Genomic DNA, 13,742 nt, shown 5'->3' on the forward strand with positions numbered 1-13,742 from the left:
TTTCTATTTTATCACTCAGAACGAAACTCCTCCATTGATGTAATCAGTACATCACGAGGTTTACTTCCATTTTGATTTGATACAATTCCGTGATCAAACATTAGGTCCATTAATCTAGCTGCCCGGTTGTATCCAATTCGAAAACGTCTTTGCAACATGGAAACAGAAGCACCTTTTTGATCAATGACAAACTCCACTGCTTCTTCAAAAAGTTCATCATCAACATCTTGTGCATCCGCTTTTGCTACAAGTTCCTCTTGATTAAATAAGTAATTCGGTTTTTGTTGGTCTTTAACAATCTCAACAACATGTTCGATTTCATCGTCCGAAACATAAACCCCTTGTAATCGAATTGCTTGAGATTTTCCATTATCTAAGAATAACATATCTCCTCGTCCAAGTAACTTTTCAGCTCCGCCAATATCAATAATTGTTCTTGAATCTACTTGTGATGATACAGTAAACGCAATACGTGTCGGTATATTTGATTTAATGATACCTGTAATGACATCAACGGAAGGTCTTTGGGTTGCAACTAATAAATGGATTCCACATGCTCTTGCTTTTTGGGCAATACGACAAATATAAGTTTCTACATCCCCAGGAGATACCATCATTAAATCCGCTAATTCATCGATAATAATGACTAAGTATGGTAATTCATCATTATAAGCACCTTTTTTCTTCGCTAAATCATTGAACCGCTTAATATCCCTTGCCCCAGCATGAGCAAATAAATCATAACGTCGATCCATCTCCTCGCATGCCCACTTTAAAGCAGCAGTCGCAGCTCTAGCGTCGGTGATGACTGGAGAAATAAGATGTGGAATATGATTGTACGGTGCAAGCTCAACCATCTTTGGATCAATTAAAATCAATTTCACTTCATGAGGTTTCGCTTTATATAAAATGCTAACTAAAATTGAATTAATACATACACTCTTTCCAGATCCTGTTGCCCCGGCAATTAACCCGTGTGGCATTTTGGAAATATCTGCATAGACAGGCTCCCCACCAATATCAAGTCCTAGCGCAACAGTTAAAGGTGACTCACTTTGCAAAAACTTATCCTGACTAACTAATTCTCTTAAGTACACAGGCTTACTTTCTTTATTTGGTACTTCTATGCCTATTGCACTTCGGCCGGGAATCGGTGCTTCAATTCGAATATCTCTAGCTGCTAAGCTCAATTTAATATCGTCTTGTAAGTTCGTTATTTTATTTACTTTCACCCCAGGATCAGGCTGTACTTCGAAACGAGTTACTGTTGGACCTTGAGTAGCGGCAATTACTTTAGCTCCCACATTAAAATTAAGTAATGTCTCTTGTAATAGCTGCTTTTGATCTTCAACCCAATCGCCATCATTAAATTGCTCAATCGGAGGTTCAACTAATAAATCTAATTCTGGTAATTCATATAGTACAGGTGGCAATTCATCTACACTTTGAGGTTCATCAGTCAAAACAAACTGATTTTTAGTCTCTTGAGTTAAATTCGTTTCTGTTTTACTTTCTTCTATTTCAAGAATTGGCTGATTTTGAATTACTTCAAAAGTCTGTTCGTGTTCATGATTATTTGCTTCACCAATCATTTCACTTTGTTGAATTTTCTCTGACGATAAATTTTCACTTTGTTCAGATAAACTAGCATTCTCGATCATCTGTTCATTTTGTTTTGACTCAACTTTTTCATTTACCTTTTCTACTGTTGCAGCAGATTCATTTTGTAATTCTCGAAGTTGTCTCATTATATTTGCTTTTCTTGACGCCTCAACGTCACTTCTAAGCATCATTACATTAAAAGGAAAATGACGTTTTTTCTGACGTTTCTCGATTGGTTTAGGTTCAGTCTCTTCTTTTGTAGTTTCAATTTCAGTCATGATCTCTTCATTCGAATTTGTAACAGACTGTTGATTAATTTCAACATTTCCTTCTACTTGAGATTCTACACTAGAACTTTCTTGATGAACCGCTTCTTCTTTAAACTCTTTAATATCCACATCTGACTCATCTGTTAATTCCGACTCTACATCAAGCACTTCATTATGTTGAACGAGCGAAATAACTTTGTCTTCGTTAACATCATATTGGACCAAAGTCTCAACTTTGTAATCATTCGACTCAATTTGTACAGTGTTGTCTTCCATATTTAGACTTTCGAGAGAATGGTGATCTTCTTCGCTATCTTCTTTAATGGATACAAAATTTGACTTCACTTCAGACTGTACTTCTTTCTCTTTTATATCAGCTTCAATTGGTAGTTCCTCAAGCAGTACAACTTCATTCGTTTCTTTATCTTCCAGTTCTACTTGATGAGTTTCAGAAACTAAATTTTCATTCATGTTTTCAACTTCCGCTTCTACTTGATGAACTTCAGGTTCTAATTCTTCATTCGCCTCTTCAACTTCCGCTTCTACTTGATGAACTTTACGTTCTAATTCTTCATTTGCATCTTCAACTTCCGCTTCTACTTGATGAACTTTACGTTCTAATTCTTCATTTGCATCTTCAACTTCCGCTTCTACTTGATGAACTTTACGTTCTAATTCTTCATTTGCATCTTCAACTTCCGCTTCTACTTGATGAACTTTACGTTCTAATTCTTCATTCGTCTCTTCAACTTTAATTTCGACTTGATGAACTTTAGGTTCTAATTCTTCATTCGTCTCTTCAACTTTAATTTCGACTTGATGAACTTTAGGTTCTAATTCTTCATTCGTCTCTTCAACTTTAATTTCATGGGTTTCAAGTTGTACATCTTCAACTTTCAACGCATGTTTTATTTCATTTTGATGTTCTTTAACTAGAAGTTCTATATTCCCAACTTGAGTAGCTTCAGTTTTACTTTCTTCTTTTTCAACTAGATTTAATACTTCAATACTTTTATGATTTTGATTATTGAAACTCTCTTTTTCAAAATTGTCGATTTTAACTTGTTTGAACGAATTTTCAAGTACATTACTAATCTGAGAAGCCTCAACACTCTCTTCTATAATTGAAGTATGTTTAGAATGAGTATTACTTTCTTCTCTTTTCGGAGGCCTTTGATAACCATAAATCGGTGAAATATATTCACTTGGTCGAAATGGTGTTTTTCTTTTCGGACGAAAGACAATATCAACCTTTTCTTCCTTTTCTACTTTTGTTTGTTCTTTCTCACTTTTTGAGTCTTGTTTTGTTTCAAGTCGACTAGATAAATTACTTTTATCGAATAGATTACTTTGAATAGTATTCCTTACCAAATTAGTACTCTCGTTATATGTAGGTTTAAATTCTTTATTTAAATTTTTTGATGACTTTTGCCAAATGTCGTCAATTTTTTCTTGTTTAAAGACTGGTTCAACTTTTGTTTCCTTTATCGGTTTTGGTGGCGGTATTTCTTCATCTAATTCAATTGGAAATCTAAAATTAGGACGCTCATTTAAAGCGTTTCTCTTTTTTTCGATAGAGTGTGATTGATCTACTTTCTCCTCAACGGGCTTTTCTTCAAACTCATCTTCAATCTCATTAAGGCTATTCGTCTTAAAAAGGCTTTTTAACCATTTTTTCATTTTTCTCACTCTCTCTATTTCTTTTCATACCTTCTATTTTACCATGTGACATAATGACAAAAAACACATTATTATTACAAATTACGCTAGTTCATTCATATTTCGATATCAATTATGTAACTTAATCAAATTATTATTAAAATAATGATTCTTTTATGAAAAACATAAAAAATACTAGACCTATTAATGGCCTAGTATTCATACAACATATTATTTAGTTAAAAAAAGCTTTTCCAACTTCAGCATCAGCTTCTAGAACTAAGATTCCCTTTTCTTGAGGAGCATCAGGTAAATCAAGTTCACGTGCAGAGCAGATCATACCGAATGAATCCACACCACGTAAATTAGCATCTTTAATAACTAATCCTGATGGCATAACCGCACCAACTTTTGCTACAACAACCTTTTGACCTTGTTCCACATTTGGAGCACCACAAACAATTTGTAATGTCTCTGTTCCAACATCTACTTTACAAATATTTAATTTATCAGCATTTGGATGTTTTTCTTTTTCAATCACATAACCAATAACGAATTTAGGTGAAAGATCTAATACTAACTTATCTTCAAATCCTTCTTTTGCAAGTAGTTCATTAACCGTATTTACAATGTGTTCAGTAATTGTAACTACACCATTTTCTTGAACATCTACATAAGTAGATGCCTCAAACACATTAATAGCAACCGTTTCATTCGTAACTACACTATATACACGTGCAATATTCCCTTTTCGTTCAACTTGACGATCTTCTGATGGAATTTGTTTTAATGTAATTAAAAGAGTATCGCCGATTCCTTCTTTGTTATAAAAAATATTCACTGATTTCTTCCTCTCTCTTGCTTCTTTTGTTTCCCTAAAATAAATACTGGCATTAGCTTCTCATTTTCGTAAGCAAATGACAATGATGTAATTGGTATTTTCCCACTTGCAAAAAAGCTCATATTCATTTGCGCCATTATATCATAACCTATGTTATTTCGAATGTCAGCAAGGATTAGTACATCTCCATGAGGAATTCCTATTAATAATTCACCTTTTACTTTTGATTGAATTTCTTTTAGAAAAGTACTATTTAGCACTCTACTCGCATCGTATCCATCATTTGTACGGACAAAATAAAAAGTATTATCTGCAACAAGATCTTCTTTTACTTGAACAGGCATCTTTCTTAAATTAAATAAAGCGATCGAATGTAGCTGCTCTTTTGTATATCCTGATTTTACTAATAATTTTTCATCAATTAGTTGATACGTTTTTTCTGAATCAATCGCATAGTAAATTCTAGTTTCTGCAGTATGCTCATCCGTTACAAATAAGTTTCCTTCTTCCTTCTCTGTCGGAAACGATGTAGCACGAATAACAGGTCGAATTTGTTCTTCAAGAAATACAGTTTCAGAGTGCATTGCAGAAAGTGCTTCTTTTATATAATAAATTAATTCATTAAATGCCTCTTCACCTTCTGTTTCATACTTTGCTACTGCACTATTTAAAGAGACACTCATCCCTTTTTTACTTTCAATCCCTTCAATTCGAAGGTCTTCTTTTTCGCGATCGTAGATAAAGCGCCATTCCTCATTTCCAAGGCGGTTTTCGATCATTTTTTTTAAGTCTAGTGTTGTTTTTTTAGCCAATTGTTTTACCTACCTTATTAGCCTCTTAATCCTTCAAGAAACTCTTCTACTTGTTCTTTTGTTTTACGATCTTTATTAACATAACGACCAATTTCTTCACCATTATTAAACGCTACAAAACTTGGTATTCCAAAGATATCTAGATTTTGGCATAACTCAATAAATTGGTCACGATCTACATAATAAAACGTAAAATCTTTATTTTCATCAATTATTTCTTGGAAGAACATATCTAAAAATCTGCAATCCGGACACCAATTTGCAGAAAATTGGAAAACCACTTTTTCTCCTTGTTTCGCTTGTTCGAATTGTTCAACTGATGTAATTTTTTCCATTCTTTTCCCTCACTTAATTCGTTTTCTTTTATTTTATCTTATTTTTATCGATATGCAAAAAGGACGGCTCTCAATTGATTTCTTCTTTTCGTTTCTTGAATTCATATTGTCCAAATAGTAATTCACAAATATGTTCAAAGATTTCTGTCCTAGTAATTCGGCCATTTGTAAATACCCCTACTGCCCCTTCTTTACTACGGATATCTTTTTCATTTGTATATCGTTCCATTAATACAGCTAGCTCAGTTCCATTTCGCAGCTCATTAATAAATTCGCTAGGTAATAATATTTTTGCTCCACTGGCTAATATTACTTCATCTTCATATACAAGTGCTCCCCAGTTACAAAGAAAAAGTCGATCATTTTCTATAATGACCCCACCTTCTAATCCAATGCCAATTTCCGAGTCACCTGCGATCCTTGCATTATGAGCTCTATTTATAGCACCTTGCATAGTTTCTTGATCAGTCAAAGGTTGATTCGAAACATTTGAGGGAACATTTAACCCTAAAATCGAAAAATGTTTAAATACATTTTCCACCGCTCCTACCTTAGTTGGATTTAAAGAACCAATTGTTATTTTCATTACAACTACTCCGTTCATTTTGAATCTATTACTATTTTTCACGAATCCTTTATGACTCAAACGTAAAAAGAAGCCCTTTTTAGAGGGCTCCCTAACTTAATAATTACGTAATGTATCAACAGTCGTTTTATCAGTCGCTTTAACCAACTTAACAAGTAATTCTTTTGCAGCTAAATAATCATCAACATGAATAATCGATGCGGCAGTGTGAATATAACGAGAACAAATACCAATTACAGCAGATGGTACGCCATCATTTGAAACATGTACTCGTCCAGCATCTGTTCCACCTTGTGACACAAAATATTGGTAAGGAATTTTATTCGTTTCTGCAGTATCTAGAATAAATTCACGGATTCCTTTATGAGTAACCATCGTACGGTCTAAAATTCGTAATAAGACACCTTTACCTAATTGACCGAACTCAGATTTTGCTCCTGACATATCATTTGCTGGGCTTGCATCTAATGCATAAAAGATATCTGGTTTAATCATATTTGCTGCTGTTTGTGCCCCTCTTAGTCCAACTTCTTCTTGAACAGTAGCACCAGAATATAAAATATTTGGTAATGTCTCGTTTTGAACTTCTTTTAATAATTCAATCGCAAGTCCACAACCGTAACGGTTATCCCAGGCTTTTGCCATGATTTTTTTCTCATTAGCCATAGGAGTGAACGGACATACCGGTACAATTTGTTGACCTGGACGAACGCCAATTTTTAGTGCATCTTCTTTGTTATCTGCACCGATATCGATTAGCATATTTTTCATATCCATTGGTCTAGCTCTTAACTCATCACTTAATAAATGTGGTGGAATTGAACCGATAACTCCAATAACTGGTCCTTGATCTGTCATTACTTGAACTCTTTGAGCAAGCAATACTTGGCTCCACCAGCCACCTAGTGGTTGAAATCTTAACATCCCATTGTCTGTAATTTGAGTAACCATGAAACCAACTTCATCCATATGACCTGCCACCATAACAGTAGGTCCATCTTCAGTTCCACGTTTAACTCCAAAAATACTTCCTAAACGATCTTGTACAATTTCATTCGTATATTTTTCAAGTTCTTTTCTCATGAAGTGACGCACTTCATGCTCAAATCCTGGTGCACCTTGTAATTCTGTTAAAAATTTAAAAAGCTGTAGAGTGTCTTGATTCATAATTAAAGTTCCTCTCTGTACAAATCATATCTTCTTTTTTTATTTTATCTAAAAATAACATATAATACCAATGCTAATCATTGAAATGTTGCCCCGGTTTGACTAAGATAAGTAGTAGAATATTTTTAAAAGCACATAATACATAAATAGAGGTGGTACAATTGAAACTTAAACGCGTCTTAATTGGCTTAGGTTTAGGTGTTGCTGGTGGACTATATTTACAAAAAAAATTATCTTCACAGTATATTCCAGCAGAAAAAGCATTAAAAGCAATTAAACCAGTATTTCTTTCATATGGTAATGTAACTGGAACTTGGATTCACTCAGAACCGAAGTGGGCAGATTTACCTGATTATGAAGGTGATGTATATGAAGGTGGTTTTACAGTAGTAGAATCAGATAATGATACTACAAACTATTCATTCATCATTAATGCTGTAAATGGCGAGCTAATTTCTGCTCAAATTGTTTAACGACAATCATCAAATTATTTGGAGCGTTCGATCGACTGTAATACTTGTCCTTCAGCGCTCCATTTTATTGCTCTAAATACATCGTCATGATAGAACGTAAACCAAGATTTTTTTTGCATCCCTAAATTAACCCATTTTTCTTTTGCGTAAATAGATGTCATTGGGTAATCATCATATGCCATAACCCATAATGGTGACCTATGTGCATGTGTAGGCATTAAATCCCCCATATGCAGTAATTGCTCATCTTCAGTTTCAATTTTTATAATACTGTGACCTTCACTATGTCCACCAGTGTGAATAATCGTTATTTCATCTGTTAGTGAATATTCTTTTTCAAACGTAATTACTTGGTGCTGAATTGCTTCCCAATTTTCTTTCCAGTATGTATTGCTTGAACGAATATTTGGATTTCTCATCTCATCCCATTCAATTTGAGAAGTAATAATTTTTGCATTAGCAAATACAGGTTTGAATCCTTCATTTTCAAATCTCGTTAATCCGCTTGCATGATCAAAATGCAAATGTGTCATAATGACATAATCAATATCGTCTAGTTTTAATCCGTGCTTCGCTAATGATTCTTCTACCATTGAATCCTCAGTAACGCCGAAATTTCTTTTTTGCTTCTCATTTAGTTTGTTAACACCAATTCCACTATCGATTAGTATGTTTAAACCATTTGTTTGAATAAATACCGGATCAGTACGTAATGGAATTTGGTTTTTCTCATTAACTATATATTTTTTTGACCAAAGTGCTTTTGGAACAACTCCAAACATTGCTCCACCATCTAAATGGGTATTTCCACCAGTAAGCCACTGAATTGTACAGGTTCCAATTTTTAACTGTTCCATACTTATCCTCCTTCTTATTTAGTTGCCTTAAATATTATACCACTTTTACGAATTTACTGAATATTTTAAGGTCTGCAGCGAGAAAGAAAGGATTTCTACTTACTTAAAAATAATTTTTATTGTATGTAAAAAAATAAAAAAAGACCATCATGATCAATCGATCACGATAGTCTTTTAAATTAGGTTTAGTTTCTATAAGCAGCTTCAACTCGGTAAATACGGTTACCTTTTGAAGAAAACTTTTCTTCGTATTCAGTCATAATATTTCCTTCAAAATCACTATTATGAAGGTCTAAGCTTAGAAAATGCATTGTCATTCCGTAGTTCGCCATACTCATAATTGAAAACTCGAATAAATCTTGATTATCTGTTTTAAAATGAATTTCCCCATCATTTTTCATGATTTGTTGATACATTTCTAAAAATGTTTTATATGTTAATCGACGTTTTTCATGACGAGCTTTTGGCCATGGATCAGAAAAGTTTAAATAAACTCGATCTATTTCTCCGTCCTCAAAGAAATCTGTTAATTTTTGAGCATCTACATTTAACAGCTTTAAGTTCGGTACATCAGCTTCAATTAATTTATCTAATGCATCAGAAATGACACTTGTATATTTCTCAATACCAATATAATTAATATGAGGATTGGCTTTAGCCATACCGACCATAAAACGACCTCTACCAGTACCAACCTCGATATGAATTGGTTGATCATTTTGGAAAACTTCTTTCCATTTTCCTTTTTGTTCAGTCGGATTTGGAATTACATAATGAGCATTTTGTTTAACTTGATCTGCCGCACCTGGCTTATGTCTTAATCTCATAAGATTTTACTCCCTCTCGATTTTGCAATTTATATTTTTTCAAAGAAAAAACCAAGCACTTTGGCACTCGGTTATTCATGTATAGTATAAAATCATTCATTGTAACACAAACTATTTCAAGTGTACTCAATAAAAAAAGGATGTGAATTTATGCCTTTAAACCATGAACATCAATTAACAATTTTACGTGATATTTTAATGAATCATCAATCTGACTGTTGTGGAACTATCTCAGAATGTGAGCAATTAGAAAGACTTGTTCAATCCTTATTAACGAACGACCAAATAACAGATGATGTAAAAAGCATGTTAAATGACGTTTATTACTATAGTCAGTCTGGAAAGTATTCTGCTGATTTAGATCAGCACATTACAAACCACCAAAATCAACTCTCTCAATGGGTGACTGATTTTAATACGTATTCTTAATGTATATGACAATTTCCGAGGAAATTTTTATTTAATTTAATATATTCTCAAGCAGGCTCTTCATTTTTTGGGTCTGCTTTTCATTTTCACGAAGAGTATACCATTTAATCCAAATGATTGTTTGAGCGACTACATACCAAGTCATTCGATTTAAGAGGTCTTCAGTTAATTTTATTCCATAATTTCGAAGCCATTTTTCCCAATCGTTCTGCTCTACATAAGTGAATAAAAACATGCCCAAATCAAAAGCTTTATCAGCAATAATTGCCTCATCCCAATCGATTAAATATAAATTATTCGTCTCGGTTAGTAACCAATTATGATGATTTAAATCACTATGACAAACGACTAAATCCTCTGAATCAAAAGATGGCATATTTTCCTCTAAATATTCGATACCTTTTACAATAATCTTGCTTTGTGTAAACTCCTCAGTAAGATTACCTACTATTGTTTGCAGCAAATCCTGAGGTTCTAGAGGATTAATTCCTAGCTTCGTTAACATATATAACAATTCTTTGGAAGAATGGATACGATATAAAAATTGTGCAACCCCTTTCGCTGAAAGCTCATAAGGTTCTAAACTACGTGCAATCACCCACTCTTGAGCAGTAAGTACATCACCATTTTCTAGTCTTCTAGTCCAAACTAATTTTGGAACAAAGCCAGCTGCTGATAAAACTGCTAAAAAAGGAGAAGAATTTCGTTTTAGAAATAATCTCTTATCATGATTTTCAGCTATATACGCTTCACCAGTAAATCCACCGGCTGGCGAGATTGTCCATTCTTTTCCGAGTATTTCTTGTATATGATTATCCATTGTTCTTCCGTTCCTTGTTGTTATATATGTTTGTAATTAATATTATTTTATTACAAAAAGAAAGATAGCCTATTACAATCAGCTGTAATAAGCCATCTTTTACAAGTTTACATCGTTTAATTAGAATCTGCAAGTAGTTGCTAGTATTTTACTAATACAACAGTCGAAAGGGTAGGTATTGGTAATTTATTACATTTCACTTTTATCCCTTTATTAACATAATGATTATGACCATCCCATATAAATTCCCAATTGTCTTCTTCATTTCCTATATCAACATGAATATCAGTAAGACCATTATGAAATAACACCATGATTTCTCTAACTTGGTCTATTTCTTCTAAGTTGCTTATTCGGTACCCGATTAGATTTCGGTGAATATTGACTGTCGTTACATACTTTTCTATTTCTTCTTTTAAAGAGAAACGGAGACTTTTAAAGCGCTTTCGAATTTTGATAAATTCTTTCACAGTTTTAACTGATAACGCTTCACGTTCTGCCCTTGCCCAATCAATACTATTTATCGTATCGCCTGAATTATAGCTGTTTTCGATTCCATTTTTTGTTCGAAAAAACTCCTGGCCACTATGAAGAAACGGTACACCAAACGAAAATAATACAATACTAGTTGCAAGTAAATGCCTTTTCTTTAGTATTTCCTCATTCTCTTTTTGATTGGAAAGCTTTAATCGATCCCACATAGTGTGATTATCATGTGATTCAACATAATTGATTGATTGATATGGTTCTTTAAATAAATTTACTTGTTTATTAATCCCTACACTTCCTAATAGCAAATCGGACAAGTAATCATTATGAATATTATTACCTTGTATAAACCCTATTTCTTGAAATGAAAACGTACTTCCTTTTATTCCATCACGAAATTTATCATTAAAAAACCCGACCATTGGTAGTTGGTGACTTTGGTTTATTGTTGCTTTTCGAGAAGATGGACTTAATGATGTATTTAAATCCCAACCCTCTCCAAAAATGATTATTTCTGGTTTTAACATTTTCAGTTCAGTTACAATTTCATTCATTGTATCCGTATCCAAAATTCCCATTAAATCAAACCTAAACCCATCAATGTCATATTCTTTCGTCCAATATTTTATGGATTGCAGTATAAAACGTCTAGCCATCAATCTTTCAGATGCAAAATCATTCCCTACACCCGTACCATTTGATGGTAAACCACGTTCATCTTGCCTAAAATAATATCCTGGAACAATTTTTTCAAATTGGCTAGTTTGTAATTCATAAACATGATTGTAAACAACATCCATAATAATCCGTAGACCATGTTCATGATAAACTGAAATAAGTTTCTTTAATTCATTTATTCTTTCGATTGGTTCATCCGGTTTTAAACTATAACTACCTTCTGGTGCATTGAAATTCAATGGATTGTAGCCCCAATTATAGCTTTGGAAAGGATTATTTTCATCTATTCCTTCAAAATCAAAAAATGGTAATAATTCAATATGTGTAACGCCTAGATTGCATAGATAATCTAAACCTGTTGAAAAACCATTGTAACTCGTATCTTTTTCATGAAATCCTTGATAAGAACCCTTTTTTTGAATCCCACTTAAAGGATGAGAAGTAAAATCTCGAATACTAGCTTCGTAAATTATACAATCAGTATACTTACTTGGAGGATCGCTATTTACTTTACTAACTTTGCTACTCTTCGATAAATCAATTACTACACTATGTTTACCATTTACAGTAACTGCTTTTGCATAAGGATCGACAGCTTCTCGCCAAATCAGATTCACACACACTAAAAAATTATAAACTAAACCTTCACAATCACGCTCGATTACTGCTTTCCATGTCCCTTTTCCATCTCGATCCATAGATATTTCCGTAAACTTTTCTACTTCACCGTATTCTTTATAAATTCTTAATTTAACCTTCGAAGCAGTAGGTGCCCATAATTTAAATTGTGTAGATTCACTTGTGTAAACTGCACCTAAATCCTCTCCATCATAAGCATATTTTTCATCAAAGTCCTTTGAACGAATAACTCCACCTACTTGTAAATCTGTGCGAATTCCAAATTCATCTTCAATCTCATATTTTTTTTCTAACAAAAGGACTTCAGAAGTCAAAACAGTATATTTAAAAAATCGATCAAACTCGATTCTAGATACGACAGGAAGCTTAGTTCTCCCTCCATCCTCTTCAATTAGTTCAAAATATGACTGCACTGTATGTTTGTTCGATTTGGGAATAATCATTGTTATTTCTTGAAATCCATCTATATAAGCTTCAAAAGCCCTTTTAATATGAAACAACGCTATTCACCGTCCAGACTATAAATTTAAAACTTTCAGAGTTATTTATTAAATCGATATGATTAGTATATTCACAATGAGACCAATTGGATTCATGCTACCCACTTAATTTGAATGTCAATTCATATTCCGCTTTAGAAAGTATTCGTTAATCTTTTAAAATATTTCTATTAATTCATCAAGTTGTTCAAGATATCAACTACTATTTATTTTAATTTTATTGAATTTGCTATATGGTAACTTGGTTTTTCAGATGGCTCAATCTTATATAAAACTACTTCATCCACTTTAAACTTTAAAGGTTCGCCTTCCCAACTAAGTGGGATTTCAAATTCTTTATCGAACTTATCATTATATTTCTTTGCAATTGTAATATGCGGATTATATGGACGTTTATCAATCGAAAAACCGATTTCTTCACAGATCTTACGAATTCTATTTTGTAACTCCATTAATTCAACACTATTCTCTAAACCAAACCACCATACACGAGGCTGTAAGTTACTACCAAAGATACCCAACTGATGAATCGACAAATCGAAACTTTTAAAATCGTTAAGTTCTTTTTGTATTTGATCCATAAGCTCTTCACTTTTTGTATATGTAACTGGACCTAAAAATGCTAAAGTAATATGAAAATCATCTTTAAAAGTCCATTTCTTTAAAGGTAACTTTGTAAACCATCTTTTCGAATAATCATCCAAAATTTCTTTTATTTGTATTGGCAAAGGAACAGCAAGAAAATAATGTTCACTCAAT

At 32.9% G+C, this 13,742-nt stretch carries 13 protein-coding genes; 2 read left to right on the forward strand and 11 right to left on the reverse strand.

The window, feature by feature from the left end; translation table 11 throughout:
• Positions 1 to 11: 11 nt before the first annotated feature.
• The 6 genes from ACSBO6_RS17405 to ACSBO6_RS17430 all read right to left on the reverse strand — a co-directional run bounded on the left by ACSBO6_RS17405 (position 12) and on the right by ACSBO6_RS17430 (position 7,271).
• Positions 12 to 3,551 carry a DNA translocase FtsK gene (locus ACSBO6_RS17405; protein WP_498843732.1) on the reverse strand — a complete coding sequence of 1,180 codons (3,540 nt, stop codon included), beginning with the start codon at positions 3,549 to 3,551 and terminating at the stop codon, positions 12 to 14.
• 214 nt (positions 3,552 to 3,765) lie between these two features.
• A complete protein-coding gene (ytpR, locus tag ACSBO6_RS17410; RefSeq protein ID WP_098847450.1) occupies positions 3,766 to 4,371 on the reverse strand; it encodes a YtpR family tRNA-binding protein in 606 nt (201 codons plus the stop codon).
• Positions 4,368 to 5,183 (reverse strand): DUF1444 family protein, encoded by an 816-nt coding sequence (locus ACSBO6_RS17415; RefSeq protein ID WP_286138424.1) that lies wholly within the window; start codon positions 5,181 to 5,183, stop codon positions 4,368 to 4,370. The genes ytpR and ACSBO6_RS17415 overlap by 4 nt, the downstream gene beginning before the upstream one ends.
• A 17-nt stretch (positions 5,184 to 5,200) precedes the next feature.
• Positions 5,201 to 5,518: a thioredoxin family protein gene (locus tag ACSBO6_RS17420; protein ID WP_098847447.1), complete on the reverse strand. Its 318-nt coding sequence runs from the start codon at positions 5,516 to 5,518 to the stop codon at positions 5,201 to 5,203.
• A gap of 70 nt (positions 5,519 to 5,588) precedes the next feature.
• Positions 5,589 to 6,104, reverse strand: a complete 516-nt coding sequence (locus tag ACSBO6_RS17425) for a DUF84 family protein (protein WP_098847444.1) — start codon at positions 6,102 to 6,104, stop codon at positions 5,589 to 5,591.
• A gap of 96 nt (positions 6,105 to 6,200) precedes the next feature.
• Positions 6,201 to 7,271, reverse strand: a complete 1,071-nt coding sequence (locus ACSBO6_RS17430) for a M42 family metallopeptidase (RefSeq protein ID WP_098847441.1) — start codon at positions 7,269 to 7,271, stop codon at positions 6,201 to 6,203.
• 161 nt (positions 7,272 to 7,432) lie between these two features.
• Between ACSBO6_RS17430 and ACSBO6_RS17435 the strand changes: the two genes are divergently transcribed.
• Positions 7,433 to 7,744: a PepSY domain-containing protein gene (locus ACSBO6_RS17435; protein ID WP_098847438.1), complete on the forward strand. Its 312-nt coding sequence runs from the start codon at positions 7,433 to 7,435 to the stop codon at positions 7,742 to 7,744.
• A 14-nt stretch (positions 7,745 to 7,758) separates the two neighbouring features.
• On the opposite strand, the gene ACSBO6_RS17440 is transcribed toward ACSBO6_RS17435, so the two are convergent.
• Positions 7,759 to 8,601, reverse strand: a complete 843-nt coding sequence (locus tag ACSBO6_RS17440) for a YtnP family quorum-quenching lactonase (RefSeq protein ID WP_098847435.1) — start codon at positions 8,599 to 8,601, stop codon at positions 7,759 to 7,761.
• A gap of 185 nt (positions 8,602 to 8,786) precedes the next feature.
• Positions 8,787 to 9,428, reverse strand: a complete 642-nt coding sequence (gene trmB, locus ACSBO6_RS17445) for a tRNA (guanosine(46)-N7)-methyltransferase TrmB (RefSeq protein WP_098847432.1) — start codon at positions 9,426 to 9,428, stop codon at positions 8,787 to 8,789.
• A gap of 150 nt (positions 9,429 to 9,578) precedes the next feature.
• Between trmB and ACSBO6_RS17450 the strand changes: the two genes are divergently transcribed.
• Positions 9,579 to 9,857: a YtzH-like family protein gene (locus ACSBO6_RS17450; protein ID WP_056473344.1), complete on the forward strand. Its 279-nt coding sequence runs from the start codon at positions 9,579 to 9,581 to the stop codon at positions 9,855 to 9,857.
• Between the two features lie 31 nt (positions 9,858 to 9,888).
• On the opposite strand, the gene ACSBO6_RS17455 is transcribed toward ACSBO6_RS17450, so the two are convergent.
• The 3 genes from ACSBO6_RS17455 to thpR form a co-directional block, all read right to left on the reverse strand.
• Positions 9,889 to 10,677, reverse strand: coding sequence for a phosphotransferase family protein (locus ACSBO6_RS17455; protein WP_286138422.1), 789 nt, complete (start codon positions 10,675 to 10,677; stop codon positions 9,889 to 9,891).
• Between the two features lie 140 nt (positions 10,678 to 10,817).
• On the reverse strand, positions 10,818 to 12,983 hold the full coding sequence (pulA, locus tag ACSBO6_RS17460; RefSeq protein ID WP_098847431.1) for a type I pullulanase: 2,166 nt from the start codon (positions 12,981 to 12,983) through the stop codon (positions 10,818 to 10,820).
• A 206-nt stretch (positions 12,984 to 13,189) separates the two neighbouring features.
• Positions 13,190 to 13,741, reverse strand: coding sequence for an RNA 2',3'-cyclic phosphodiesterase (gene thpR / locus ACSBO6_RS17465; RefSeq protein ID WP_180232991.1), 552 nt, complete (start codon positions 13,739 to 13,741; stop codon positions 13,190 to 13,192).
• Position 13,742 lies beyond the last annotated feature (1 nt).

Origin of the sequence: Bacillus sp. AL-1R (assembly GCF_052180195.1) — a bacterium.
Lineage (GTDB): Bacteria > Bacillota > Bacilli > Bacillales > Bacillaceae_G > Gottfriedia.